This window comes from Methylobacterium sp. Leaf399 (assembly GCF_001424525.1).
In the GTDB taxonomy this organism is placed as follows: Bacteria; Pseudomonadota; Alphaproteobacteria; order Rhizobiales; family Beijerinckiaceae; genus Methylobacterium.
Genome location: NZ_LMQK01000023.1, coordinates 277,073 through 303,052 on the forward strand (window position 1 = coordinate 277,073; position 25,980 = coordinate 303,052).

Here is a 25,980-nt window from a genome sequence, read left to right on the forward strand (position 1 = left end):
GCAGCCGGGGCCCCCGGCGTTGGCGCCAAGTGTCCGGGGCCGCCCACTTACCCAGCGAGCGGACGTCGTCAGTGAAAATCCTCGTGCCAGGTCCGGCCGTCGCGCTCGATCAGGGCGATGGCGGCGGTGGGGCCCCAGCTTCCTGCGGGATAGGGGCGCGGCGGCTCCGGCCGGTCGGCCCAGGCCTTGAGCAGGGAGTCGGCCCAGGCCCACGCCACCTCGACCTCGTCCCGGCGCATGAACAGCGTCGCGTTGCCGCGCACCACGTCCATCAGGAGGCGCTCGTAGGCGTCGGGGTAGCGCTGCTTGAAGGTCTCCTCGAACGAGATGTCGAGGTTGGTCGGCCGCAGCCGCATCCCGCCCGGCCCGGGGTCCTTCGTCATGACCTCGAGCTTGATGCCCTCCTCCGGCTGCAGCCGGATGACGAGGCGGTTGGGCTCGCGCCCGAACGATTCGGCGGGGAAGATCGAGAACGGCGAGGCGCGGAACTGCACCACGATCTCGGAGAGCTTCTTCGGAAGCCGCTTGCCGGTGCGCAGGTAGAACGGCACGCCGGCCCAGCGCCAGGACTGCACCTCGAGCTTCAAGGCGACGAAGGTTTCGGTGCGGCTGAGGGTCTCGCCGCCCAGGTCGGTCCGGTAGCCCTCCACCGGCTGTCCTGCCACCGCGCCGGCGGCGTATTGGCCCCGTACGGTGACCGTCTGGACGTCGTGGGGGGTGATCGGCTTGAGGGCGCGCAGGACCTTCAGCTTCTCGTCGCGCACCGAGTTCGCGTCGAGGGTGAGCGGGCTCTCCATCGCCATCAGGCAGAGGAGCTGCAGCAGGTGGTTCTGCACCATGTCGCGTAGCGCACCGGAGGTGTCGTAATAGCCGGCGCGGCCCTCGACGCCGACCGTCTCGCCCACCGTGATCTGGACGTGATCGATGACGTCGGCGTTCCACAGCCGCTCGAAGATGGTGTTGGCGAACCGCAGTGCCAGCAGGTTCTGAACCGTCTCCTTGCCGAGGTAGTGGTCGATCCGGAAGATCTGCTCCTCGGGAAACACCTGGCCGACGGCGTCGTTGATGGCGCGGGCCGACTTCAGGTCCTTGCCGATCGGCTTCTCCAGGACGACGCGGGACTTCTCGCCGATCAGCCCGTGGGCGGCGAGGTTGCGGCAGATCGGGCCGTAGAGGTCCGGCGAGGTCGCCAGATAGTACGGCCGCACCTGATCGGGCCGCTCCGCGAGCTTGGCGGCCAGGGTCGTCCAGCCCTCCTCGCCGGCACCGTCCACCGCCACGTAGTCGAGGTGATCGAGGAAGGCGGCCAGGACCTCGTCGCGCAGGTCGGGGACGGGAACGAACCTCTTGAGGGCGTCGCGGGCTCGCTCGCGAAACCCCTCCGCGCTCATCTCGGAGCGGGAAGCGCCGATGATCCGGCTGGTTCCGGGGATCTGGCCGTCCTTGAAGCGATAGTACAGCGCCGGCAGGAGCTTGCGGGTGGTCAGGTCGCCGGTGGCGCCGAACACGACGCAATCGAACGAGGCGACGGGAATGATGGTGGCCAAGGGCGGCTCCTGGGCGTTGTCACGGACGGTTTTCGGCCATCGACGGAAGTCGGCACGGTGTCGGATACCGTGTCGTGTCGTGCAAGCGAAAGCCGCCGCGCGCCCGCGCCCGCTCCGCCCGGCCTCGAAGCCGGGCTATGCAAGCCCGTCGCCATCCGTGCCGATCCGTCACCCGGCCATGTAGGCGGCGAAGGCGTCCGCATGATCGGGGTGCCAGCGCGACAGGGCCGGCCGGTTCTCGATGACGTCGCCCGCCGCCCAGGCGATGCGTTTCTCGTCCTGGCCCCGCGTCGTCTCGTTGTCGGGGCAGAGGATGTAGAAGTCGCCCCGCTCCATGCCTGCGACCATGAACGAAACGGTCTCCTCCGGCGTCCAGGCGCCGTCTGGCTTGGCGGCCACGCCGCGCGCCCTGGTGAGGCCGGTGTAGACGAAGCCCGGAACGAGGAGGTGGGCGCCGATGCGGACGCCGTCGCGGTTGCGCAGGTCGTGGGCGAGGGCCTCGGCCACCGCCTTCACGCCGGCCTTCGAGACGTTGTAGGGCGTGTTGCCCGGCGGCGTGGTGATGCCCTGCTTCGATCCGGTGACGACGATGGCCCCGGTCTCTCCGCCTTCGATCATCGCCGGCGCAAGGGCGTGGATGCCGTTGACGACCCCCCACAGGTTGGTCCCGAGGATGCGCCGCCAGGTCGCGTCGTCGGAGAACAGGGTGCCGCCGGCCTCGATCCCGGCGTTGAGCATGACGAAGGCGGGCGGTCCGTTCGCGCAGGCGGCCTCGCGCAGGGCCTCCATCGCCTCGCGGCTCGCCACATCGGTCGGACGCGCATGGACGAGGGCGGGGCCTGCCGCGAGCCCCGCGACCTCGTCGCGCGCCGCCTCCAGCGCCGCCCCCGGGAGATCGGCTAGCCAGACCGTCATGCCCCGGCTCGCGCAATGCCTGGCGGCGGCGAGCCCGATCCCGCTGGCCGCCCCGGTGACGATGGCGGTGCGACCGGCGTGAAACACGTCGTCCATGGTGAAACCTCTCACGATCCCTGTCGCGGTCTCACATAGGTTCGCATCCCGTCTCCGGCACCCCGCTCCGGCACCGGTCTGTCCGGCGACGGGACGGGCAGCGGGCTCGCGCACGGCGTGCAGGATGGGAATTTGGTAACCAGCCGCCGCGCATCCTTCCGGGCCTGATCGATCACGAGGCCTGCCCGTGTCTGCGCGTCGCGTACCCGTTTCCGCCCGCCTTTGCGTGGGCCTCTCCCTCGCCGTGCTGATGCTCGGCCCGATGGGTGCGCACGCCGAGCCGGCGCCGCCCGTCGTCGCCGGTGCGGACGTGACGGCTGCCGCCAGGGCGGCGCCGGAGATGCCGGCTCCGGTGCCCTCGGCCGAGGCGAAGCCCGGCGAGCCGGCACCCGCCCGGAAATCCCGCGAATTGCCGCCCATGGTCATTGCCAGGGTCTCGGCCGATCCACTGCCGACCCTGGCGGCCTCGACCTTCCTCGATACCCTGCGCATGGCCGACCGCTACCAGGCCATGGCCGATGCCGGCGGCTGGGGCACCCTCCCCGCTGACCTCGTGATCAAGCCGGGTGCCCGCGATGCCGCCGTTCCGGCGCTGCGCCGGCATCTCGCCATGGTCGGCGATCTCGCCCCCGACACCCCGGTGTCGGACGCGCTCGACGCGCCGCTCGTGGCGGCGGTGATGGCGTTCCAGGCCCGGCACGGGCTGCCCGAGACCGGTCTCGTCGGCCGCCAGACCGTGGCCGCCCTCAACGTTCCGGCGCGGGTGCGCCAGCGCCAGCTCTCCGCCTCGGCCGCCCGCCAGCTCGGCTCGACCTTCGCGTTCGGCGACCGCTACGTCGTGGTGAACATCCCCGCGGCCACCGTCGAGGCGGTGGAGCGCGGTGTCGTGGTCCGTCGCTACGTCGCCGTGGTCGGCAAGCCGGACAAGGCGACACCGAGGATCGAGGCACGCATCTCCAGCGTGAACCTCAACCCGACCTGGACGGTGCCGGTCTCGATCATCAAGAAGGAGATCATCCCGCGCATGCGCAGGGATCCGGGCTATCTCGCCCGCGAGCGCATCCGCATCCTGGGCCCCGGCGGCACCGAGGTCGATCCCACCACCGTCGACTGGGCCGGCGAGAAGGCGGCGACCTACACGCTGCGGCAGGATTCGGGCCTCGACAACTCGCTGGGCCAGGTGCGCATCGACATGCCCAACCGCCAGGCGGTCTACATGCATGACACGCCGTCGAAATCGCTGTTCGCCCGCGACGTCCGCTTTCATTCCCACGGCTGCGTGCGGGTGGCGCAGGTGAAGGAACTGGCCGGCTGGCTGCTCGAAGGGACCCCCGGTCCCCACGGCGCCGGCTCGGCCTGGGGGCCGATCGAGATCGAGACCAGCATCGCCACCAACGAGCGCGTCGACATCAAGCTCACCAAGCAGATCCCGGTGACCTTCGTCTATCTCACCGGCTACGCCACGCCCGACGGCCGGGCGCATTTCCGCGACGACATCTACGGCATCGACAGCCCGGCCGCGGCAGCCGCGCCGGGTCCCGATGTCACCACCACCGGATCGGTGACGCCGCGCGCCTCGCCGAAGCCCGCGGTCACGCCGACGCCCGTCAGGCTGGCGCCCGTCAGGCCGTCCCCCGCGGCGGAGGCGGCCCCGGTCCCGCCCGGCCTCATCCCGTCGCGGTCGGCCGGTCCGACGAATCGGTAAGGATGCCGCGCGGCCGGTTGGATCGGCCGGGGTCGTCGGGGTAGAGCTGTCCCCGCCGATCCCGCGACCGACCCGGAGGCCCCATGACGTCCGTGACCCTGCTGATCGCCCGTGAACTCGGGGTGAGGGAGGCGCAGGTGGCCGCCGCGGTGGACCTGCTCGACGGCGGCGCCACGGTCCCCTTCGTCGCCCGCTATCGCAAGGAGGCGACGGGCTCCCTCGACGACGTGCAGCTACGGGCGCTCGAGGAGCGGCTCGGTTACCTGCGCGAGCTGGAGAGCCGGCGCGAGGCCATCACCGAGAGCATCCGCGCCCAGGGCAAGCTGACGCCGGACCTCGCCGCCGCCATCGCCGCCGCCGACACCAAGGCGCGTCTCGAAGACGTTTACCTCCCCTACAAGCCCAAGCGCCGCACGAAGGCGCAGGCCGCCCGCGAAGCCGGTCTCGCCCCCCTGGCGGATACCCTGCTCGGCGCGCCCGAAAACGACCCGCTGCGGGTCGCCGTGGGCTTCGTCTCGGCCGCCAAGGGCATCGCCACGGTCGAAGAGGCCCTCGAGGGCGCCAGGGCCATCCTGACGGAGCGCTTCGCCGAGGACGCCGACCTCGTCGGGCGCCTGCGCGAGGATTTCTGGCGCTCCGGCAAGGCGGTCTCCAGGGTCGCGAAGGGCAAGGAGGCCGCCGGCGCCAAGTTCGCCGACTACTTCGACTGGAGCGAGCGCCTGGACCGGATGCCCTCGCACCGCATCCTCGCGCTGCTGCGCGGTGAAAAGGAGGAGTTCCTGCGCATCGACCTCGCCGCCGAGGGCGAGGATTCTCCGCCCGGGACGCCGGGGGCCTTCGAACTCGCGATCTGCCGCCGGCACGGCATCTCGGGCAAGGGCCGTCCCGGCGACGGCTGGCTCCTGGAGACCGTCCGGTCCGCCTGGCGCACCAAGATCCGGACGGGAATCAAGGTCGACCTGCGCACCCGGCTGTTCGAGAAGGCCGAGGCCGAGGCGGTGAAGGTGTTCGCCGCCAACCTCAAGGACCTGCTGCTGGCCGCCCCCGCCGGCGGCCGGACCGCGATGGGCCTCGACCCCGGCTACCGCAACGGCACCAAGGTCGCCGTCGTCGATGCCACCGGCAAGGTCGTGGCCGTCGAGACCACCTATCCGCACGAGCCCCAGCGCCGGTGGCAGGAGACGGTCGCCACGCTGGGCCGGCTCTGCCGCCTCCACCGGGTCGACCTGCTCGCGGTGGGCAACGGCACCGCCTCGCGGGAGACCGACAAGCTGGCGGCCGAGATCATCGCGGCCAACCCCGACCTGAGGATGACCAAGGTCTCGGTCTCAGAGGCCGGGGCGTCGGTCTATTCGGCCTCCGCGATCGCGTCGCGCGAACTGCCCGACCTCGACGTCTCGCACCGCGGTGCCGTCTCGATCGCACGTCGGTTGCAGGACCCGCTGGCCGAACTCGTGAAGATCGACCCGAAGTCCATCGGGGTCGGCCAGTACCAGCACGACATCGGCGAGGCCAAGCTGTCGCGCTCTCTCGCCACCGTGGTGGAAGATGCGGTCAACGCGGTGGGTGTCGACGTGAACACGGCCTCCGCCGCACTCCTGGCGAAGGTCTCGGGGCTCGGCGAATCGGTGGCCGCCAACATCGTCTCGCACCGCGACGCCAACGGCCCGTTCCGCACGCGCAAGGCGCTCAAGGCGGTGGCTGGCCTCGGACCCAAGACCTTCGAGCTCTCGGCGGGCTTCCTGCGCATCCAGGGCGGAGAGGACCCCCTCGACCGCTCGGGCGTCCACCCGGAGGCCTACCCGGTGGTGCGCCGGATCCTGGAGGCCACGAAGAGCGACATCACGGCCCTCATCGGCAACGACGCCGTGCTCGGCCGGCTCTCGCCCGAAGCCTTCGCCGATACGCGCTTCGGGGTGCCGACGGTGCGCGACATCATCGGCGAACTGGAAAAGCCCGGGCGCGACCCCCGTCCGGCGTTCAAGACGGCGAGTTTTCGCGAGGACGTGGAGAAGATCACCGACCTCGAGCCCGGCATGCAGTTGGAGGGCGTGGTCACCAACGTCGCCGCCTTCGGCTGCTTCGTCGACATCGGCGTGCATCAGGACGGCCTCGTCCACATCTCGGCCCTCTCCCGCAAGCGCGTCTCGGCGCCCTCGGAGGTGGTGAAGGCCGGCGATGTCGTGAGGGTGCTGGTGCTGTCCGTGGACGTGCCCCGCAAGCGGATCGCCCTCTCGATGCGGCTCGACGACCCGATCGACCGTGCCCAGCCCGGTTCCGGCCAGCGCCAGCCCGCCGGCCGGGTCGATCCACGCGCGATGTCGTCCAAGCCGGCCGAAAAGTCGGACCAGGGCGGGGCCCTGGCGGAGGCGCTGCGCAGGGCCACCGCCCAGACCGGCCGACGCTCCTGAGGATCGTGCCGCCGACGCGGGGCGCGGGATCGATGGCTCCGGCCGCCCGACGTAGGGCAATCGGGTGGACCCGATCACCCTCGGTTTCTGACTGGCCTCAAGCGCCGGCGGCCGCCTCCGCGACCTTGGCTATCGCTCCGCTCGACGCGTTGTAGGACGGATGTCCTACAACGCCCGCTCCGCGGGGCGCTCTTCACGCCCGGACGATCGACAATCGGGTTTCACCCGATTGCTGTGCTTACCGACGCGACTGGCGTCGGCTCGACCGACGAGAAAAGCCGGCTCCAGGAGCCGGCTTCCACCTCGTATCGATAGAGGCCCGGGCCGTGAGCGGCCCGGGCGGTCCGCTCACTCCGCGGCGGCGGACTTGGCCGCGGACTTGGCGGCCTTCTCGGCCTTGCGGGCGTCCTTGGTGACCTTGGCGGCGTCGGCCTTGGCGGCCTTCTCGGCGGGGCGGTCGGCGCGCTCGACGATACGGGCCGACTTGCCGCGGCGATCGCGCAGGTAATACAGCTTGGCGCGCCGGACCTTGCCGCGGCGGACCACCGCGATCGAATCGATCAGCGGCGAGTAGATCGGGAACACGCGCTCCACGCCCTCGCCGTAGGAGATCTTGCGGACGGTGAAGCTCTCGTTGAGGCCGCCGCCCGAGCGCGCGATGCAGACGCCTTCGTAGGCCTGGACGCGGGTGCGCTCGCCTTCCTTCACCTTGACGTTCACGGTCACCGTGTCGCCGGGCTGGAAATCGGGAATGGTCTTGCCGAGCGCAGCGATCTGCTCCTGCTCGAGCTGTTGGATGATGTTCATGATATGCTCCGCCGCGTCGCGCCAGGCGCCCCGGCAAGGGGCACCCGCGTCAGGATTTCGGCATCCTGTTGTGAGTTGGCGCTGCCCATACAGGAGGAATCGCCCCGTGTCGATGTGGACGCCGGCGAAATCGTCCCGCCCCGCTCGGTTGAGAAAATCCCCGGCACGGTCCACATGACCTGTGGCGGCGGGTCGTTCCCGCCGCCGTTCCCGGCCGGCCTTGAACCGGCGCAGCGGACGAGGATCGAAGAGCCCATGTTCATCCAGACCGAAGCCACCCCCAATCCGGCGACCCTGAAGTTCCTGCCCGGCCGCGTCGTGCTGCCCGAGGGCACCTTCGAGGCGCGCGATGCGGATGCCGCCGCCCGCTCGCCCCTGGCCCAGCGCCTGTTCGCGGTTCAAGGCGTCAGCGGCGTCTATTTCGGCCACGACTTCATCTCCGTGACCAAGGCCGAGGGTGACGACGCCTGGCCGCAGGTGAAGCCCGCCATCCTCGGTGCCATCATGGAGCATTTCCAGTCCGGCGCCCCGGTCATGGCGGAAGGAACGTCGACCGAAGACGACGAGGCCGAGGAGTTCTACGACGAGGCCGACCACGACACCGTCGTCACCATCAAGGACCTGCTCGAGACGCGGGTGCGGCCGGCGGTGGCCAGCGACGGCGGAGACATCACCTTCCGCGGCTTCAAGGAGGGGATCGTCTACCTGGAGATGAAGGGAGCCTGCTCGGGCTGCCCGTCCTCCACGGCGACCCTGCGCAACGGCGTCCAGAACCTGTTCCGGCACTTCCTGCCGGACGTGCGCGAGGTCCGCGCCGTCTGAACGTCAGGGGATCCGGCATCCGGTCTTCGCCGCAGGCCGCGGCGAAGCACCTGTGCAACACCCCGGCCATTAACGCCCGGCACCGCCTCCTGCGGCGCTGACGCGGCGCCGGTTCTGGCCTACCCTTACGCTTGCCGCGGCGGGTCGACGTCATCGAGACCCGGTGCACCGTTGCCCGAGCGGGAGTCACGTTGCGTATCCTGGCCATCGACACGGCACTCGAATCCTGTTCCGCCTGCATCGCGACGGAGGAATCCGACGCGCTCCTGGCCGTCGAATCGATGGTCCTCGTCCGCGGACATGCCGAAGCCCTGCTCCCCCTGATCGAGCGGGTGGTGGCGCGATGCGAGGGCGGCTTCGAGAGCCTCGACCGGGTCGCCGTGACCGTCGGGCCGGGCAGCTACACGGGCCTGCGGGTCGGCCTGTCCGCCGCCCGGGCCATCGGGCTCGCCACGGGCATTCCCGTCGTGGGCGTGACCACGCTCTCCGCCCTGCTGGCGCCCGTTCTGGCGACCCATGGCGAGGGCCTGATCGCCGCCGCCATCGATGCCCGCCACGGGTCCATCTACCTCCAGGCGATGAACCCGGCCGACGGGATCATCGTGCCCCCGAGCCTCGTGCCGCTGGACGAGGCCGCCGCGATGATCGGCACCAGGGCCACGCTGGTGGGCTCCGGCGCACCGATGCTGGCCGCCGCGATGTCCGCCCGCGGCGTCGAGACGACGATCGCCGGCACGGCCTCCCCCGACATCGCCTGGGTCGCCTCCCTCGGCTTCCTGGCCGATCCCGAACAGGCCCTGCCCCGTCCCCTCTACCTGCGCGGGCCCGACGCCACGCCCCAGGATCACGCCAGGATCGCCCGTCGATGAACCGGCCGCTGTCCCCGCTCTGGCCCCTCGACCTGTGGATGGCCTGGTGGTCGGCCTGGGGGGCCGAGCCCTACGTGGCGCCGCTGCGCGACTCCGGGCAGGCGCGCGCCCTCTCCCACCTCCACGCCACGGCCTTCGCCCGGCCGTGGGACGCGCACGAGTTCGAGCGCATGCTGTGCGAACGCGCGACCGAAGCGCATGCGCTCTGGCGCAACGGCGCCATCCAGGGCTTCGTCCTGTCGCGCAAGGTCGCCGACGAGGCCGAGATCCTGACCCTGGTGCTGTCGCCCTCGGTGCGGGGCGGCGGACTCAGCCATCGCCTCCTGCGCGATCACCTCGCGCATCTCGGGCAGGCCGGCGTGCGCAGCGTCCATCTCGAGGTCGACGAGGGCAACGTGCCCGCGCTCAAGCTCTACGCCCGCCACGGGTTCGAGCGGGTCGGCGAGCGGACCGGCTACTACGCCCGCAAGGACGGCAGCCGCGCCACCGCCATCACCATGAAGGCCTTCGTAGCGTGACCGGGACGAGGGGACGACCGGGCGGGCGATGACGCGGTTCGGCACCGCCCTGCGGCTCCTCGCCTGCGTCCTCGCCTTCGCGGTCCTGGTGGGCCCGCAATGGCTGAGCCTGCGCTTGGGCCGCGGCCGGGTGGCGGCCCACCTGCCGACCTGGTTCCACCGGCTCTTCCTGGCGCTGTTCTCGGTGCGGGTCACCCAGAGCGGGACGCCGCCCGCCGTGGGCGAGCCGGCCCTGGTGCTCGCCAACCACGTCTCCTGGCTCGACATCCTGGTGCTCGGCAGCCTGCGGCCGCTGTCCTTCGTGGCGAAATCCGAGATCGCCGGCTGGCCGCTGGTCGGGCTTCTCGCCAGGCTTCAGCGCACGATCTTCATCGACCGGGCCCGGCGTGCGGCCACGGCCGACGTCAACGCCGCCCTGGCCGAGCGCCTGGCCGAGGGCGACCTCATCGTGCTGTTCGCCGAAGGCACCACCGGCGACGGTACCCGGCTGCTGCCGTTCCGCTCTTCCCTCGTCGGTGCGGCGCGCGCCGCCATCGACGCCGAGACCAACAGCCACACCCGCATCCGGCTGCAGCCCCTGGCGATCGCCTACCCGCGCCGCAACGGCATGGCCGTGACCCGCTCCGAGCGCCCCGACATCGCCTGGTACGGCGACATGGAGCTCGCGCCCCACCTCTCGGTCTTCCTATCGGGTGGGCCCATCGACGTCCACGTGGTCTGGGGCGAACCGATCCCGGTGGAGAGCGGCACCGATCGCAAGCGCGCCACCGCCATGGCCGAGGCCCGCGTCCGCGCCGCTCTCCGGCGGAACCGGAGCGGTCGACCCGAACACACCCAGCCGCAACACGCCGGGGGCCTGACGTCGGCGGCCGGCCTGCGATCCGAGCCGGCGTAGGCGGCGCGATCGGTCACAACGCGGGCGCGGGACGCGACCGTGCGGATGTGCTAACGCCCTGGTCATGAACGCCTGCGCGGGAGCGCGCGGCCTGCCGGTTCGGGACTCGCATCGTTTGAAGAAAGCCTTCGTCAAATCCTACGGCTGCCAGATGAACGCCTACGACGCCGGCCGCATGGCGGACGTGCTCGGCGCGGAGGGCTACGCCGCGACGGACACGGTGGAGGAGGCTGACGTCGTCATCCTCAACACCTGCCACATCCGCGAAAAGGCCGCCGACAAGGTCTATTCCGAACTCGGGCGCCTGCGCGTCCTCAAGGCCGAACGCCGCGAGGCCGGGCACGACACGCGGATCGTCGTGGCGGGCTGCGTCGCCCAGGCCGAGGGCGCCGAGATCCTGGCCCGCGCCCCGGCCGTCGACGTGGTGGTGGGCCCCCAGAGCTACCACAACCTGCCGGCCCTCCTGGCCGCCTCGCGCTCGAAGCGCGTCGTCGACACCGCCTTCCCGGTCGAGGACAAGTTCGACCACCTCCCCGCCCGCCGCACCAGCGCCGTGTCGAGCTTCCTCACCGTGCAGGAAGGCTGCGACAAGTTCTGCGCGTTCTGTGTCGTGCCCTACACCCGCGGTGCCGAGGTCTCGCGCACCGTGGCGGCGATCCGTGCCGAGGCCGAGGCCCTGGTGGCGGGCGGCACCCGCGAGATCACCCTGATCGGCCAGAACGTGAACGCCTATCATGGGCTCGGGCGGGACGGCGCGCCCGCCACGTTGCCCGCTCTGATGCGCGACCTGGCCGGCATCCCCGGTCTGCTGCGCCTGCGCTACACCACCAGCCACCCCAACGACATGGCCGACGACCTGATCGCGGCCCATGCCGACATCCCGGCCTTGATGCCCTACCTGCACCTGCCGGTCCAATCGGGCTCCGACCGGGTCCTCAAGGCGATGAACCGCAAGCACGACGCGGATGCGTATCGCCACCTCATCGCGCGGGTCCGGCAGGCGCGGCCCGACATCGCGCTCTCGTCCGATTTCATCGTCGGCTTTCCCGGCGAAAGCGACGCGGATTTCGCCGAGACCCTGGGGCTGGTCACCGAGATCGGGTTTTCCAGCGCCTACACCTTCAAGTACAGCCCGCGCCCCGGCACGCCGGCGGCCGAGCGCGAGGACGCGGTGCCGGAGGCGGTCAAATCCGAGCGCCTCGCCGCCCTGCAGTCCCTCCTCGACGACCAGCGCCACGCCTACAACGCCGGCTTCGTCGGCACGACGGTGGAGGTGCTGGTGGAGAAGGCCGGCCGGATCGCCGGGCAGGTGGTCGGCAAGACCCCGCACCTCCTCACCGTGCAACTGGACGGACCGGCCGCGATCATCGGCACGGTCGTGCCGGTGCGAATCTCGCGGACCGGAACGAACACCCTGTTCGGGGAGATGTCCGAGGCAGCGGCGGCGGCGTGAGCGTGGACCCCGATGGCTCCCATGAGGACGATGGCATGGCCGCACCAGACCCCATGACCGGACGCGGCGGCCCCTTGCGTGGGCGTGGGCCGGCCGCACGGGGGGCGGAAGTCGCCGAACAGGTCGAGATCGCCCTGACCTTCGACGACAACCGCCTCGCGAGCCTCGTCTTCGGCCAATACGACCAGAACGTCGCCCACATCGAGCGCCGGATGGAGATCGTCGCCACCGCGCTCGGCAACCACCTCGTCGTCAAGGGCCCGGCCGATGCGGCCGAGAAGGCGCGGCGGGTGTTCGAACGGCTCTACGCCAGGGTCGGCGCCAGCGGGCAGCCCCTGACGCTCGGAGACGTCGACGGCGCCATCAAGGAGACGACGCAGCAGGGCATGCTGTTTCCGGCGGCCGAGATCAGCGCCGAGCCGGACCGGCCGGTGTTCGACCAGATCGCCACCCGCAAGCGCGGCGCCGTGCGCGCCCGCAACCCGGCGCAGGACGCCTACATCAAGGCCCTGCGCACCCACGAGCTCGTGTTCGCGGAAGGTCCGGCCGGCACCGGCAAGACCTGGCTCGCGGTCGGCCATGCGGTCTCCCTGCTGGAACAGGGGCACGCGGAGCGCCTGATCCTGTCGCGCCCGGCGGTGGAGGCCGGCGAGCGCCTCGGCTTCCTGCCGGGCGACATGCGCGAGAAGGTCGATCCCTACCTGCGCCCGATCTACGACGCCCTCTACGACTTCATGGAGGCGCGCCATGTCGACCGCGGCCTCCAGACCGGGCTCATCGAGATCGCGCCGCTCGCCTTCATGCGCGGACGCACGCTCACCAACGCCGTGGTCCTGCTCGACGAGGCCCAGAACACCACCTCGATGCAGATGAAGATGTTCCTCACGCGCCTGGGCGAGAACTCGCGCATGATCATCACCGGCGACCCGAGCCAGGTCGACCTTCCGCCCGGCCAGAAGTCCGGCCTCGTCGAAGCGGTCGGTATCCTCGACGGCGTCGAGGGTATCGGCCGCATCCGCTTCCGCGACGTCGACGTGGTACGCCACGACCTCGTGCGCCGGATCGTGACGGCCTACGAGGCGGCACAGGGAGCGAGCGCCGGCGACCGCGGGTCCCTGGCGCGGCGGTCGCCCCAGGCATGAGCGCCGTCGAGGTGGATGTCGCGATCGAGGACGAACGCTGGACGAGCGTCGTCGCCGACATCGAGTCCCATGTGATTCGCGCCGTCGAGGCCGGTCTTTCGGTGGCGCCCGAGCCGGTGACCGGCGAACGCGAGATCAGCGTGCTGCTGACCTCCGACGCCGCGGTGCGCGAACTCAACCGCACCTGGCGCGGGCAGGACAAGCCCACCAACGTCCTGTCGTTTCCCGCGCCCCCGCAACCCGGCCATGCAGCGGGCCCGGCGCCGCTGGGCGACGTGGTTCTTGCGTATGACACGATGCTGCGCGAAAGTGAGGAGCAGGCCAAGCCGCTCGCCCATCACCTCGCGCATCTCCTCGTCCATGGTACCCTTCACCTCCTCGGCCAGGACCACGAGACCGGAGATGCCCAAGCCGATGCCATGGAAGCCCTGGAGATCGCGGCCCTGCGCGGCCTCGGCATTCCCGATCCCTATGCGGATTGAGCGGTACCCCGGACCGATCCGCCCACCGTCCCAGACCAGAGAGACATGACGAACGATCGAAGTCGCGGCGCGGCCCAGGCCGCGCTCGGTGCCACCGAGGGCGAATCCCCGGCGCGCGAGGTTCCGGCCCGCGAACCCTGGTACGATCGCCTCCTCAACGTCTTCCACCTGCGTCCGCGCGACTCCCTGCGCGACGACATCGAGGGCGCGCTGGCGACGCCCGATTCCGGCGAGAACGCCTTCTCGCCGATCGAGCGGGCGATGCTGAAGAACGTGCTTGGGCTGCACAAGGTGCGGGTCGACGACGTGATGATCCCGCGGGCCGACATCATCGCGGTGTCCATCGAAACGAGCCTGAGCGACCTCCTGAAGCTCTTCCGTGCCGCTGGGCATTCGCGCCTGCCGGTCTACGGGGAGAGCCTCGACGACCCGCGCGGCATGGTCCACATCCGCGATCTCGTCGACCATCTCGTCGCCAGGGCCGAGGCGAGCCCACGCCGGGCGGCCTCCGCGACGATGACGAGCGCGGAGGCGCCTCCGGCCGCTTCGCCGCGCCAGCGCCGCGGCACCCGTGCCCTGCGGGGCCTCGACCTCGCGAACGTCGACCTCTCCGCGAGCCTGGCCTCGACGCGCATCCAGCGCCCGGTCCTGTTCGTCCCGCCCTCGATGCCGGCCATCGACCTGCTGGTCCGGATGCAGGCCACGCGCACCCACATGGCCCTGGTCATCGACGAGTACGGCGGGACCGATGGCCTGATCTCGATCGAGGACCTGATCGAGATGGTGGTCGGCGACATCGAGGACGAGCACGACGTCGCCGAGGGCCGTCTGGTCCAGCGCGTCGACGGGGAGGCGGACATCTTCATCGCCGATGCCCGGGCCGGCCTCGCCGAAGTGTCGGCGGCCACGGGGATCGACCTCGACGCGGCACTCGGCCAGATGGCCGAGGACATCGACACCATCGGCGGCCTGATCGTGACCCTGGCCGGCCGCGTGCCGTTGCGGGGCGAGGTCATCGGCGGTCCCGGCGACCTCCAGTTCGAGGTCCTCGACGCCGACCCGCGCCGGGTCAAGCGCCTGCGCCTGCAGCACGGGCAGGCGCGCATCGGCAACGTGGTCCCCCTCGCCCTGCCGCCGCCCGGCCATCCCGCGTCCGCGCCGACGGACATCTCATCGCCGTGACGCCATCCCGATGATCCGTGACTCCGACGCCGCCGGTCCCGCGCTCCGCATCGGCCGGCCGGCGCCGGGACCGCTGGCACCCCTCGCCCACCGCGTGATGCTGACCTCCGGCTGGCGCCGCCTCGCGCTCGCCTTTTCGGCCGGTGCGATCGGCGCCCTGGCGATGCCGCCGTTCGGGCTGTTGCCGGCCCTTTGCCTGTCCCTCGTCCTGGCCGTCTGGCTGATGGACGGAGCCGTCACCGGCCGGCGCGGAACCCTCGGCACCGTCATCGCCTCCGCCGGCATCGGCTGGGCCTGGGGCTTCGGTTATCTCACCGCCGGATTGTGGTGGCTCGGCTCCGCCTTTCTCGTCGAGGCGGAGGAGTTCGCCTGGGCCCTGCCGCTCGGCGTCATCGGGCTGCCGGCCGTCCTCGGGCTGTTCTACGGCGCCGGCTTCGCCCTCGCCCGGCTGGTCTGGTCGCCGGGGGGCGGGCGTATCCTCGCCCTCGGCGTCGGACTTGCCGCCAGCGAGTGGCTGCGCGGCCACCTCTTCACCGGATTCCCCTGGAACAGCCTCGGCATGGCGCTCGGTCAGAACCTCTGGCTCATGCAGGGGGCCGCCCTGTTCGGTCTCTACGGGCTGACCCTCCTGGCGGTCCTCATCGCCGCCGCACCCGCCACCCTCGCCGACGATGCCGGGGCCGGTGGGCGCTATGGCCCGAGTGCCACCGCGGCCGTCGGTCTGGCCGCCTTGGCGGCCTTCGGCGCCTGGCGCCTGCCCGCTGCCCCGGACCCCACCGTCCCCGGGGTGCGCCTGCGCCTGATGCAGCCGAACCTCCCCCAGGACGCCAAGTTCAGGCCCGAGAACCGCGAGGACATCCTCGACCGCTATATCGAGCTGAGCGACCGCGCCGCCGCCCCGGACCGGACCGGCCTCTCCGACGTCACCCATGTGATCTGGCCTGAATCGGCGTTCCCGTTCCTGATCCAGCGCGATCCCAGGGCACTCGCCCGCATCGCCGCCGCGCTGCCGCCGGGCAAGCACCTGATCACCGGTGCCGCGCGCGTCGAAGAGCCGTTGCCGGGCGAGAAGCCGCGCTTCTTCAATTCCATCCTGACGCTGTCGGCCGGGGCGACGCTGGGCGACGTCTACGACAAGGTGCACCTCGTTCCCTTCGGCGAATACCTGCCCGCTCCCCTCGACGCCGCGCTGCGGGCGGTGGGCCTGCGCCAGTTCGTGGCGATCCCGGGCGGATTCACCCCCGGCCCTCGCGCCAGCCAGCGCATCATGACCGTACCGGGCCTGCCGCCCATCGCCGCCACCATCTGCTACGAGGCGATTTTCCCCGGCGCGATCGTGCCGGTCGCCCCACCCGGTGCGCCGCCGGCGGTGCCCGGCTTCATCCTCAACCTCACCAACGACGCCTGGTTCGGCGACACGCCGGGGCCGCGCCAGCACTTCGCGCAGGCCCGCCTGCGCACCGTGGAGGAAGGGCTGCCCCTGGTCCGCGACGCCAACACCGGCCTGTCCGCGGTGGTCGACGGCCACGGCCGGATCACCGCCAGCCTGCCCCTCGGCGTCGAGGGCGTGCTCGACGCCGCCCTCCCTGCGAGGCTGTCGGGACGGACGCTCTACGCGGCGCTCGGCGACATTCCCTTCGCGGTCATGCTCGCGGGTTGCCTTGTGGCGGCCCTTGTCGCGGGGCGGCGCCGCGCGTGACCGCTCACCACGCAAAGGCCACTCACCCCGTGCTGGTCGGGCTCGGGATCATGCTGATCGCGTTCAACATGCGCCCGGCACTCACCACCATCGGCCCGCTCCTCAACGACATCCGCGCCGAGACCGGGCTCACCGCGGCGGGGGCGGCCGTACTCACGACCCTTCCGGTGTTCTGCCTCGGGCTCGCCTGCGCGCTCGGCCCCTGGGTGATCCGCCGGTTCGGGCCCGACTGGGGCGTGCTCCTGGCGGTCGTCGTCGTCGCCCTCGGCTCGGTCCTGCGCGGCCTCGGCGGCCTCGCCGGCACCGGTGCCCTGGCGACGCTGTTCCTCGGTGCCTGCCTCGCCGCCGCCGGCATCGGCCTGTCGGGCGTGCTGCTGCCCGGCCTCGTGAAGCGGGATTTCCCCCGGCACGCCGGACCGATGACCGGCCTCTACACGATGATCCTGTGCCTGGGCGCGGCCACGGGCGCGGGCATCGTCGTGCCGATGGCGCATGGCCTCGGCGGCGGCTGGCCCCTGGCGCTCTCGCTCTGGGCCCTGCCGTGCCTCGTGGCGGCCCTCGTCTGGGCGCCCCTGGCGATGCGGGGCAGCGGCCTCCACCGCTCCACCACCGGGCGTCCGCCCTGGCGGGACCGGGTCGCCTGGCAGGTCACGGGCTTCATGGGCCTGCAATCGTCGCTGGCCTACATCGTGTTCGGATGGCTGCCGGCGGTGCTGCAGGCCCGTGGCCTGAGCGCCGTCGACGCCGGCTTCGTCACCTCGATCATGAGCCTCGGGCAGGCGCCGAGCGCCCTCCTGGTGCCGACCCTGGCGAGCCGCGCGCGCGACCAGCGCCCCTTCGTCGTCGGCCTCGTCGTCCTCTGTGCCGCCGTCTTCGCGGGCCTCGCCCTCGGGCCGAGGGGACTCGTGCCGGTCCTCGCGATCCTGCTCGGGGTCAGTCTCGGCGGCCTGTTCGGGCTCGGCCTCACCATCATCGTCCTGCGGGCGCGCAATGCGGAGGCCGCCGCCGGCCTCTCGATCCTGTCGCAGGGCGTGGGCTACACCTTCGCCTCCCTCGGGCCGTTGGGGTTCGGGCTCGCCCACGACGCCAGCGGCGGCTGGGAATGGCCCACCGCCCTCTTCGTCGCCATCGCGTCGGGAAGTCTCCTGTGCGGCCTGGGGGCGGGCCGCGACCGGCAGGTGGGGATCGCGCCCCGGCGGGCCGAGCGCGGCTGATCCCGGCGTCGCCGGTTGTGCAAGGGGACTTCCCGCACGCGATTCGTGCGGATAAGACCCGCGAACGCGCGGTGATCGTTGGCGTTTCCACGTCCCGGTGTGCTATGGCGTTCCGATCCCGCCCAAAGCCGATCCGCGCCAGGGTGTGTGGACTGCCTCGTTCCGCCTCGCGGGCCCTTTCGGGCACCCGGGTGGAACGGTCCTTCGACGTTCGGCCAGACATCGATCGGGGCGGCCATGCGCCCGCGGTCGCGCCGGAGACGGCGCACCGTCGCGTTTGACGAGAGGCATCGAGAGAGGATTGCAATGAGCGACGAGACCGACGCCCGGACCCGTTCCGAAGAGCGCGCCGAGCGCGCCGAACGCATGGCCAAGGAAGGCGCCCAGGCGATGGCCGAGCATCTGGCGTCCGTGAAGGCCGTCGACGAGCGCACCGTCAAGCTGCGCGCCCTGCGCCTGGCTCACGAAGCCGCGGAAGCCGAGGCCAAGGCCGCCGCGCCGCCGCCGGCCCCGAAGCGCAAGCGGTCCTGACGGGTCTGTAGGAGAACGCGATGGCATTCGATCGCACACGACGTCCCAGCGACCCGCGCCAGGCCGCCGAGGCCGCCTTCAAGGCCGCGACCACGAAATCCGTGGACACGCCGCGCCCGGCCGCCCCCGCCCCCTCGGCCGGTGCCGCCGTCCCCGGTGCCCGGGAGATGGTGACCCTGCGCATCGACCGCGCCGTCCTGGAGCATTTCCAGAAGGACGGGCCGGGCTGGCAGGACCGCGTCAACGCCGCCCTGAAGGTCGCCGCCGGCCTGTAGGCCCTGTCGGTCCCGCGCCGGCTCGCCGGATCCGGACCACGGGTCGCGCTTGATCGCGGTCGCCATCGGGGCGAAGGACGATGCCGCAATGCAGGATCCCGCCATGGCCGAGACCGCCCAGACCGATCGTCCCACACCCGCCGGGGATGCGTTCGACGTCGACCTCTTCGTGATCGGCGGCGGCTCCGGCGGCGTGCGTGCCGCCCGGATCGCGGCGGGCCACGGTGCCCGGGTGCAACTCGCCGAGGAATACCGGGTCGGGGGCACCTGCGTCATCCGTGGGTGCGTACCCAAGAAGCTGATGGTCTACGCCGGCCGCTTCGCCGAGGAGTTCGAGGACGCCGCGGGATTCGGCTGGACGGTCCCCGAGCCGCGCTTCGACTGGAGCGTGATGAAGCGCCGCCGCGACGCCGAGGTGGCGCGCCTGGAGACGATCTACGACACCAACCTGATGCGCGCGGGCGTCGATGTGGAGCCCCAGCGCGCGGTGATCGAGGGCCCCCATGCGGTGCGCCTCGTCGACAGCGGCAAGGTGGTGCGGGCCCGGTACATCCTCGTCGCGGTGGGGGCGCGACCGGTCAAGCTCCCCGACGTACCGGGCATGGATCTCGCCATCACCTCGAACGAGGTGTTCGAGTTGGAGACGCGGCCCGAGCGGATCCTCGTGATCGGCGGAGGCTACATCGCCGTGGAATTCGCCGGCGTCTTCGCCGCGCTCGGCAGCCGCACCACCCTCCTGCACCGGGGCGACAAGCTGCTGCGCGGCTTCGACGACGAAGTCCGAGAGGGGCTCGCCGAGGCCTACGGCAAGCGGATGGACCTGCGCCTCGGCCGTACCCTGTCGCGCCTCGAGCGGCGCACGACAGGGATCCTCGCCACCCTCGACGACGGCGACACCCTGGAGGTCGATCAGGTCCTGGTCGCCACCGGCCGTCGTCCCAACGTCGACGGCCTCGGCCTCGATTCCGTCGGTATCGCTCCGAACAGGAGCGGCGCCATCCCGGTGGACGCTTTCTCGCAGACGGCGGTGCCGTCCATCTATGCCGTGGGCGACGTCACCGACCGGGCCAACCTCACGCCCATCGCCATCCGCGAGGGCAACGCCTTCGCCGACACGGTGTTCGGCGGCAAGGCGTGGTCGGTGGACCACGGGCTGATTCCCACCGCCGTGTTCTCGACGCCCGAGATCGGCACCGTCGGCCTCACCGAGGCGCAGGCCGGCGAGAGGTACGGCGCCATCGACGTCTACCGGTCGAGCTTTCGCCCGATGAAGGCGACGCTGTCGGGCCGCGAGGACCGGATGCTGCTCAAGGTGATCGTCGACGTCGCCACCGACCGGGTGCTCGGCGTCCACATCCTCGGCCACGACGCCGGCGAGATGATCCAGGCGGTGGGGATCGCCGTCACCATGGGCGCCACCAAGGCCGATTTCGACCGCACCATCGCCGTGCATCCCACCGCCGGCGAGGAACTCGTCACCATGCGGGTGCCCGCCGTGACCAAGAGGCCGCAGAGCGTCGGGTAGGCGCGGCCGGAACACCCGGCTTTCCGGCTCCGTTGCCCTGGCGCAACCGCGAGCCGGAAAGTTCCCATGACCGACAAGATGGCCGAGCCGATCATCGCTCCCTACGACGGTCCCGCCGGCGGCTGGGGTTCCGCCGGGTCGCTCGCCGAGATCCTGACCCGCGAGCAGATCCCGCTCTCGGGCGCGGCGCTGCTCATGAAGCAGAACAAGCCCGACGGCTTCATGTGCACGTCCTGCGCCTGGGCCAAGCCGGCGAAGCCCGCGGCGTTCGAGTATTGCGAGAACGGCGCCAAGGCCACGGCCTGGGAGCAGACCGCCAAGCGCGTCGGCCCCGATTTCTTCGCCCGGCACTCGGTCGCCGAACTCCTGACCTGGACCGACTACGCGCTGGAGGAGAAGGGCCGCCTCACCCATCCGATGCGCTACGACCCGGGAACCGACCACTACGTGCCGGTGACCTGGGCTGAGGCGTTCTCGCAGATCGGGACGGCCCTGCGCGGTCTCGATCCGGCCTCCGTCGTCCTCTACACTTCCGGCCGGGCCGCCCTCGAAACCTCGTACATGTACGGCCTGTTCGCGCGGCTCTACGGCACCAACAACCTGCCCGATTCCTCCAACATGTGCCACGAGCCGACCTCGGTTGGCCTCAAGGCGTCGATCGGGTCCCCGGTCGGCACCACGGTGCTGGAGGACTTCGAGTCCACCGACCTGATCCTGTTCTTCGGACAGAATGTCGGTTCGAACGCGCCAAGGATGCTGCATCCGCTCCAGGATGCCCGCAAGCGGCGCGTTCCGATCATCACCTTCAACCCCTTGCGCGAACGCGGGCTGGAGCGCTTCACCAACCCGCAGTCGGTGGTGGAGATGGCGACGCGGACCTCCACCGAGATCTCGACGCAGTATCTCCAGGTCAAGGCCGGCGGCGACATCGCGGCGATCACCGCGATGTGCAAGTGGCTGATCGAGGCCGATCGCGAGGCCGAACGGGTCGGGCGCCCGCGCCTCCTCGATGCGGCGTTCATCGCCGAGCACACCCACGGTTTTTCGGCCTTCGCGGCGTTCTGCGACGGCCAGGACTGGGCGACCCTGGAAGCGCGCTCCGGCCTCACGCGGTCGGCGCTCGAGGCGGCGGCGACGGTCTACGCCCGTGCGCGCGCCGTGATCGGCGTCTACGGCATGGGGCTGACCCAGCACCGCAAGGGCACCGAGGCGGTGCAGATGCTGGTGAACCTGATGCTGCTGCGCGGCAACGTCGGCCGTCCCGGTGCCGGCCTGTGCCCGGTGCGCGGGCATTCCAACGTGCAGGGCCAGCGCACGGTGGGGATCACCGAGAAGCCGGAGCTCGCGCCCCTCGACAGGCTGAAGGACCTCTACGGCTTCGAGCCGCCGCGGGAGAAGGGCCTCAACACCGTGGAGGCTTGCGAAGGCATCCTCGATCGTTCGGTGAAGGCCTTCATCGGGCTGGGCGGCAACTTCGTGCGCGCCATCCCCGACACGGTGCGGATGGAGGAGGCCTGGCGGCACATGGACCTCACCGTCCAGATCTCGACGAAGCTCAACCGCTCCCACCTCGTCAACGGTGCGGCCGCCTACATCCTCCCCTGCCTCGGGCGGATCGAGGTCGACGCCCAGGCGAGCGGGCCGCAGGCGGTGTCGATGGAGGATTCGACCTCCTGCTTCCACGGGTCTCGCGGCGTGACGCAGCCGGTGAGCGCCGAGGTCCGCTCCGAGCCCTGGATCGTGGCCGAACTCGCCAAGGCGACGCTGACCCCGAACCCGAAGGTCGATTGGGACGGATGGGTCGGCGACTATGCGAACGTCCGCGCGGCCATCGAGGCGACGTACCCCGACGTGTTCAAGGATCTCGAGGGCCGCATGTTCGACCCGGGCGGCCTGCGCAAGCCCGTTCCCGCCCGCGCCCGGCAATGGGAGACCCCGACGGGGAAGGCGACCTTCGTGGTGCCCGAGGGGCTGGACGAGAACCCGGACATGCCCAAGCGCCATGCCGACGTCCTCGACCTGATGACGCTGCGCTCCAACGACCAGTTCAACACCACCGTCTACGGTTACGACGACCGCTTCCGCGGCGTGAAGGGCACCCGTACGATCCTGTTCATGAACGCCGACGACATCGACCGCCTCGGGTTTCGCGACGGCGAGAGCGTCGATGTGCGCACCGAGGCGCACGACGGCATCGAGCGGGTCGTGCGCGGCTTGCGGATCGTCGCCTATGGGATCCCGCCGGGCAATTGCGGTGGCTATTATCCGGAACTGAACCCGCTCATTCCGCTTGGGCACCATGACGAACAGGCGATGACGCCGGCCGCCAAGGCGATCCCGGTCCGGATCGTGCGTGCGGGCCCCTGACAGCGACGTGATCTGGCGACAGGCTGAATGACCGAAGACGACGATGCGTACACGAGGCGGCAGGCGATCATCGACCGCCTGCTCGCTGAAGCCCTCGATCCCCTGCGCGCGTCGCGTCTGCCCAGCCACGACGCTCTCTCCGACGACATGCGGCTCGCCCTCGACTCGCTGCTCCTGAAGGTCGACGCCATGAAGGTCCGGCGGCTGACCTACGAGGATCTCGAACAAGCCCTGCCGCCGCGCGACGTCACCGCGGAGGATCTCGAGGCGATCTTCTGGATCCTGTCCGAGCTCGGCATCGCCATCGAGGACGGCGATGCCATGGGATGAACGGCCCCTTCGGTCGGGAGCCGACGCGCTCAGCGGGCGTGTTCGTCGTCGCGATACCCGTTGTTCTCCCGCGCCGCCTCGACATTCCGAGGTTCGACGTTCCGGGGATCGCCATACGCCATGAACCGGCTACCGCCGCGCTCGCTCAGACGGGCATCGAAGGCGGGCGCCTGAACCTGTGAGGACGGGACGTCGACCTGCGCGCCCCAGACGGAGAGGGTCCGCGAACCGGCCAGGGCGCCGCCGGTGGAAACGACCGCAAGAGCGGCGGCGACGACGATCGACTTGAACATGGCAATATTCCTTTCGTCTTCTAGCCTGCGGCGATGGTTTCGCCGCATCTATTCAGTGTTTCGCATCGCCATCCCTCGACGTTACAAGTTCTCTCGGTCGATTGTGCGTTGGCGCACGTCCGCCGTTCGATCGCGCCGGGCGTCGGGGCCGACCCAGCCGGTGGGACCAAGGGCGGTTCGCGCTCGCATCCGGTCGCGAACCGCTCTATAAGCCGCGCTCCTCACACGAGATTCCCCTTCAGCGAAGCCGGCCGAGAGGTGGACGGGAGACGATCATGGGCGAGCGTTGGACACCGAAAACGTGGCGGCAGCTGCCGATCCAGCAGGTGCCGGCCTATCCGGATGCCGCCGCGCTCGAGAGCGTTGAGACGCAGCTCGCGAGCTTCCCGCCCCTGGTGTTCGCAGGTGAGGCGCGCAAGCTCAAGGCGTCCCTGGCGCGGGTCTCCACGGGCCAGGCGTTCCTGCTCCAGGGCGGCGATTGCGCCGAGAGCTTCGACGAGCATTCGGCCGACAACATCCGCGATTTCTTCCGCGTGTTCCTGCAGATGGCGCTGGTGCTCACCTTCGCCGGCGGCTCGCCGGTGGTGAAGGTCGGCCGTATCGCCGGTCAGTTCGCCAAGCCGCGCTCCTCGCCCACCGAGACGATGGATGGCGTGGTGCTGCCGAGCTACCGCGGCGACATCGTCAACGGCCTGACCTTCACGGAAGAAGCGCGCGTGCCCGATCCGCGCCGACAGCTGGAGGCCTATCGCCAATCGGCGGCGACGCTCAACCTGCTGCGTGCCTTCGCCACCGGCGGCTACGCCAACCTCGAGAATTCGCATCGCTGGATGCTCGGGTTCGTGAAGGATTCGCCGCAATCCTCGCGCTACGCCGATTGCGCGGAGCGGATGACGGAGGCCCTCGACTTCATGCGGGCGATCGGGATCAACCCCGAGACCCACCAGGAAGTGCGAACCACCGATTTCTACACGAGCCACGAGGCGCTGCTGCTCGGCTACGAGGAGGCGCTGACGCGCGTCGACTCCACCAGCGGCGACTACTACGCTACCTCGGGCCACATGCTCTGGATCGGGGACCGCACCCGCCAGCCCGATCACGCCCATGTGGAATACGCCCGCGGCATCAAGAACCCGGTCGGCCTCAAGTGCGGGCCGTCGATGACCGCCGAGGGCCTGATCCGCCTCGCCGACCAGCTCAACCCGGCCAACGAGGCGGGCCGGCTCACCCTCATCTGCCGGTTCGGTGCCGACAAGGTCGGCGAGCACCTGCCCGGCCTGATCCGCGCGGTGGAGCGCGAGGGCCGCAGTGTCGTCTGGGCCTGCGATCCGATGCACGGCAACACCATCTCGGCCGGCCGCTACAAGACGCGACCGTTCGAGCGGGTGATGCAGGAGATCGAGGGCTTCTTCGACGTCCACCGGGCCGAAGGCACCATTGCCGGCGGCATCCACCTGGAGATGACCGGCAAGGACGTCACCGAATGCACCGGCGGCGCCCGCGCGCTGACGGCCGACGACCTTCAGGATCGCTATCACACCTATTGCGACCCGCGCCTCAACGCGGAGCAGGCGCTCGAAGTGGCGTTCCGCACCGCCGAACTCGTCAAGCGGGAACGCAGCCACGTCGAGCGCCCGCGCCTCGACGCGGCCGAGTGATACGGTTCCCGCTTGAACCAAGCGGGAGCCGGATCACCGAGCCCGCGCGGCGCCTGAGCAAAGCCCATGTCCGCATCACGAAGTGATCACCCGGAAATGGTATGAGGTCGAGCGGAGTTCCGGCACGGCATCCCCGGTCGCCTCACCGAGGATGCGGCGACACGAGCCTCTGCCGATGCGGCCAGACCGCACCTGTCCCCGACCTGTTCCGAAGGACAGCCGAGGCACGGCCCTGCTCCTGGCGGCGCCATGACCCGACCTCCGGCCGTCATTCTGGTGCGTGCGGCGACCCATCGGGATCGAACGCCGGATGAGCGGGAGGGCCGAGGTCCTTCCGGACTGCGTCGACCGGACGAGCGGGCGCGGCCGGATGCGTCGTGGCTCGCGAGGACGACAGCCGTGCGATCGCCGGCGTCTCTTCCGGGCGCGCTCCTAGACAGCCGGACCTCGAACGGGGTCGCCGCTCTTTGTCCGACCGGCGAGCGCGGCGCGCCGGCCTAGAGGCGAAGGCGCTTGAAGATCGGCTCCGGGATGGCGCGGATGATCGCCATCACGAGGCGCCAGACCGGACGGACGTAGACGACGTCGGCCCGGCCCCGCTCGGCCGCCGCGTAGATGGCGTCGCCGACCTCCGCGGGCTCGGCGGTGAGAAGCGGCGGCAGCGACAGCGCCTGGGTCATGCGCGTGCGCACGAAGCCGGGCTTGACCGTCACGACCCGAACCGGCCCCCGGGCGAGCCGGTTGCGCAGGCCCGAAAGGAAGGCGGTGAACCCGGCCTTGGCCGAGCCGTAGACGTAGTTCGATCCTCGGCCGCGGTCGCCCGCCACCGAGCTCACCCCGACGATCGTGCCGTGGCCCCGCGCCGCGAAGCGGTCGGCCAGGATGCCGAGGAGCAGCGATGGCCCGAGGTAATTCGTGGCCATGACCCGTGCGGCATGCTCCGGGTCGGCCTCGGCACGATTCTGGTCGCCGAGTTCCCCGACGACGCAGACCACGGTGTCCGGAAGGACCGGCAGCGCGTCGACGAAGGCGGCGAGGGTATCGAGGGCGAGGACGTCGAGGGGTAGGACCGCGACGGGCTCGCCGGTGCGGACGCTGAGATCGTCGGTGTCGCGACGGGCCGCGCTCGGGTCGCGCGCCGTGAGCACGATCGCCCAGCCCTCGCGGGCATAACGGGACGCCACCGCCCGACCGATGTCCGATGTGGCGCCTACCAGGAGGAGCGTCTTGCGGCCGGCCATCGT

General features: G+C 71.0%; 23 protein-coding genes. 18 read left to right on the forward strand and 5 right to left on the reverse strand.

What is annotated here, in order from left to right; genetic code table 11:
- Positions 1-68 precede the first annotated feature (68 nt).
- Entirely contained in the window at positions 69-1,547 is a 1,479-nt protein-coding gene (gene zwf / locus ASG40_RS12365; protein WP_055885909.1) for a glucose-6-phosphate dehydrogenase, read from the reverse strand.
- A gap of 168 nt (positions 1,548-1,715) precedes the next feature.
- A complete protein-coding gene (locus ASG40_RS12370) occupies positions 1,716-2,558 on the reverse strand; it encodes an SDR family NAD(P)-dependent oxidoreductase (RefSeq protein WP_055885912.1) in 843 nt (280 codons plus the stop codon).
- 187 nt (positions 2,559-2,745) lie between these two features.
- Between ASG40_RS12370 and ASG40_RS12375 the strand changes: the two genes are divergently transcribed.
- Positions 2,746-4,263: a L,D-transpeptidase family protein gene (locus ASG40_RS12375; protein WP_055885918.1), complete on the forward strand. Its 1,518-nt coding sequence runs from the start codon at positions 2,746-2,748 to the stop codon at positions 4,261-4,263.
- Positions 4,264-4,346: 83 nt separating this feature from the next.
- Positions 4,347-6,674: a Tex family protein gene (locus ASG40_RS12380; RefSeq protein ID WP_055885920.1), complete on the forward strand. Its 2,328-nt coding sequence runs from the start codon at positions 4,347-4,349 to the stop codon at positions 6,672-6,674.
- Between the two features lie 348 nt (positions 6,675-7,022).
- Here the strand turns inward: ASG40_RS12380 and rplS are convergent, their stop codons facing one another.
- On the reverse strand, positions 7,023-7,481 hold the full coding sequence (rplS, locus tag ASG40_RS12385; protein WP_055885924.1) for a 50S ribosomal protein L19: 459 nt from the start codon (positions 7,479-7,481) through the stop codon (positions 7,023-7,025).
- 255 nt (positions 7,482-7,736) lie between these two features.
- Here rplS and ASG40_RS12390 point away from each other — a divergent pair, with 255 nt between their 5' ends.
- The 15 genes from ASG40_RS12390 (at position 7,737) to ASG40_RS12460 (ending at position 22,785) form a co-directional block, all read left to right on the forward strand.
- On the forward strand, positions 7,737-8,303 hold the full coding sequence (locus tag ASG40_RS12390) for a NifU family protein (RefSeq protein ID WP_055885927.1): 567 nt from the start codon (positions 7,737-7,739) through the stop codon (positions 8,301-8,303).
- A gap of 191 nt (positions 8,304-8,494) precedes the next feature.
- The gene (tsaB, locus tag ASG40_RS12395) at positions 8,495-9,172 is read left to right on the forward strand and encodes a tRNA (adenosine(37)-N6)-threonylcarbamoyltransferase complex dimerization subunit type 1 TsaB (protein ID WP_055885930.1); all 678 of its coding nucleotides are present in this window, start codon (positions 8,495-8,497) and stop codon (positions 9,170-9,172) included.
- Complete coding sequence (locus tag ASG40_RS12400) at positions 9,169-9,690, forward strand: GNAT family N-acetyltransferase (protein ID WP_055885933.1); 522 nt, start codon at positions 9,169-9,171, stop codon at positions 9,688-9,690. The genes tsaB and ASG40_RS12400 overlap by 4 nt, the downstream gene beginning before the upstream one ends.
- Positions 9,691-9,718: 28 nt before the next feature.
- The gene (locus tag ASG40_RS12405; protein ID WP_082524038.1) at positions 9,719-10,585 is read left to right on the forward strand and encodes a lysophospholipid acyltransferase family protein; all 867 of its coding nucleotides are present in this window, start codon (positions 9,719-9,721) and stop codon (positions 10,583-10,585) included.
- Between the two features lie 115 nt (positions 10,586-10,700).
- Positions 10,701-12,038, forward strand: a complete 1,338-nt coding sequence (gene miaB, locus ASG40_RS12410) for a tRNA (N6-isopentenyl adenosine(37)-C2)-methylthiotransferase MiaB (RefSeq protein WP_055886418.1) — start codon at positions 10,701-10,703, stop codon at positions 12,036-12,038.
- Positions 12,039-12,091: 53 nt separating this feature from the next.
- Entirely contained in the window at positions 12,092-13,180 is a 1,089-nt protein-coding gene (locus ASG40_RS12415; protein ID WP_055885936.1) for a PhoH family protein, read from the forward strand.
- Complete coding sequence (ybeY, locus tag ASG40_RS12420; RefSeq protein ID WP_055885939.1) at positions 13,177-13,662, forward strand: rRNA maturation RNase YbeY; 486 nt, start codon at positions 13,177-13,179, stop codon at positions 13,660-13,662. The genes ASG40_RS12415 and ybeY overlap by 4 nt, the downstream gene beginning before the upstream one ends.
- 45 nt (positions 13,663-13,707) lie before the next feature.
- Positions 13,708-14,844 (forward strand): hemolysin family protein, encoded by a 1,137-nt coding sequence (locus ASG40_RS12425; protein WP_055885942.1) that lies wholly within the window; start codon positions 13,708-13,710, stop codon positions 14,842-14,844.
- A 10-nt stretch (positions 14,845-14,854) separates the two neighbouring features.
- Complete coding sequence (lnt, locus tag ASG40_RS12430; protein WP_082524039.1) at positions 14,855-16,543, forward strand: apolipoprotein N-acyltransferase; 1,689 nt, start codon at positions 14,855-14,857, stop codon at positions 16,541-16,543.
- A complete protein-coding gene (locus ASG40_RS12435; RefSeq protein WP_055885943.1) occupies positions 16,540-17,757 on the forward strand; it encodes a CynX/NimT family MFS transporter in 1,218 nt (405 codons plus the stop codon). Before lnt ends, ASG40_RS12435 begins: the two co-directional genes overlap by 4 nt.
- A gap of 306 nt (positions 17,758-18,063) precedes the next feature.
- Positions 18,064-18,288, forward strand: a complete 225-nt coding sequence (locus tag ASG40_RS12440; protein ID WP_055885946.1) for a hypothetical protein — start codon at positions 18,064-18,066, stop codon at positions 18,286-18,288.
- Between the two features lie 20 nt (positions 18,289-18,308).
- The gene (locus ASG40_RS12445; RefSeq protein WP_055885949.1) at positions 18,309-18,563 is read left to right on the forward strand and encodes a BrnA antitoxin family protein; all 255 of its coding nucleotides are present in this window, start codon (positions 18,309-18,311) and stop codon (positions 18,561-18,563) included.
- Positions 18,564-18,666: 103 nt separating this feature from the next.
- Positions 18,667-20,088 carry a glutathione-disulfide reductase gene (gene gor, locus ASG40_RS12450; RefSeq protein WP_055886424.1) on the forward strand — a complete coding sequence of 474 codons (1,422 nt, stop codon included), beginning with the start codon at positions 18,667-18,669 and terminating at the stop codon, positions 20,086-20,088.
- A gap of 66 nt (positions 20,089-20,154) precedes the next feature.
- Complete coding sequence (locus tag ASG40_RS12455; RefSeq protein ID WP_156387705.1) at positions 20,155-22,455, forward strand: FdhF/YdeP family oxidoreductase; 2,301 nt, start codon at positions 20,155-20,157, stop codon at positions 22,453-22,455.
- Positions 22,456-22,482: 27 nt separating this feature from the next.
- Positions 22,483-22,785 carry an RNA polymerase sigma factor region1.1 domain-containing protein gene (locus ASG40_RS12460; protein WP_055885952.1) on the forward strand — a complete coding sequence of 101 codons (303 nt, stop codon included), beginning with the start codon at positions 22,483-22,485 and terminating at the stop codon, positions 22,783-22,785.
- A 29-nt stretch (positions 22,786-22,814) separates the two neighbouring features.
- Here the strand turns inward: ASG40_RS12460 and ASG40_RS12465 are convergent, their stop codons facing one another.
- Complete coding sequence (locus tag ASG40_RS12465) at positions 22,815-23,078, reverse strand: hypothetical protein (RefSeq protein ID WP_055885955.1); 264 nt, start codon at positions 23,076-23,078, stop codon at positions 22,815-22,817.
- A 275-nt stretch (positions 23,079-23,353) separates the two neighbouring features.
- Here ASG40_RS12465 and ASG40_RS12470 point away from each other — a divergent pair, with 275 nt between their 5' ends.
- Entirely contained in the window at positions 23,354-24,736 is a 1,383-nt protein-coding gene (locus tag ASG40_RS12470; protein ID WP_055885958.1) for a class II 3-deoxy-7-phosphoheptulonate synthase, read from the forward strand.
- 497 nt (positions 24,737-25,233) lie between these two features.
- Here ASG40_RS12470 and ASG40_RS12475 read toward each other — a convergent pair whose 3' ends face one another.
- Positions 25,234-25,977, reverse strand: coding sequence for an SDR family oxidoreductase (locus tag ASG40_RS12475; protein ID WP_055885959.1), 744 nt, complete (start codon positions 25,975-25,977; stop codon positions 25,234-25,236).
- Positions 25,978-25,980 lie beyond the last annotated feature (3 nt).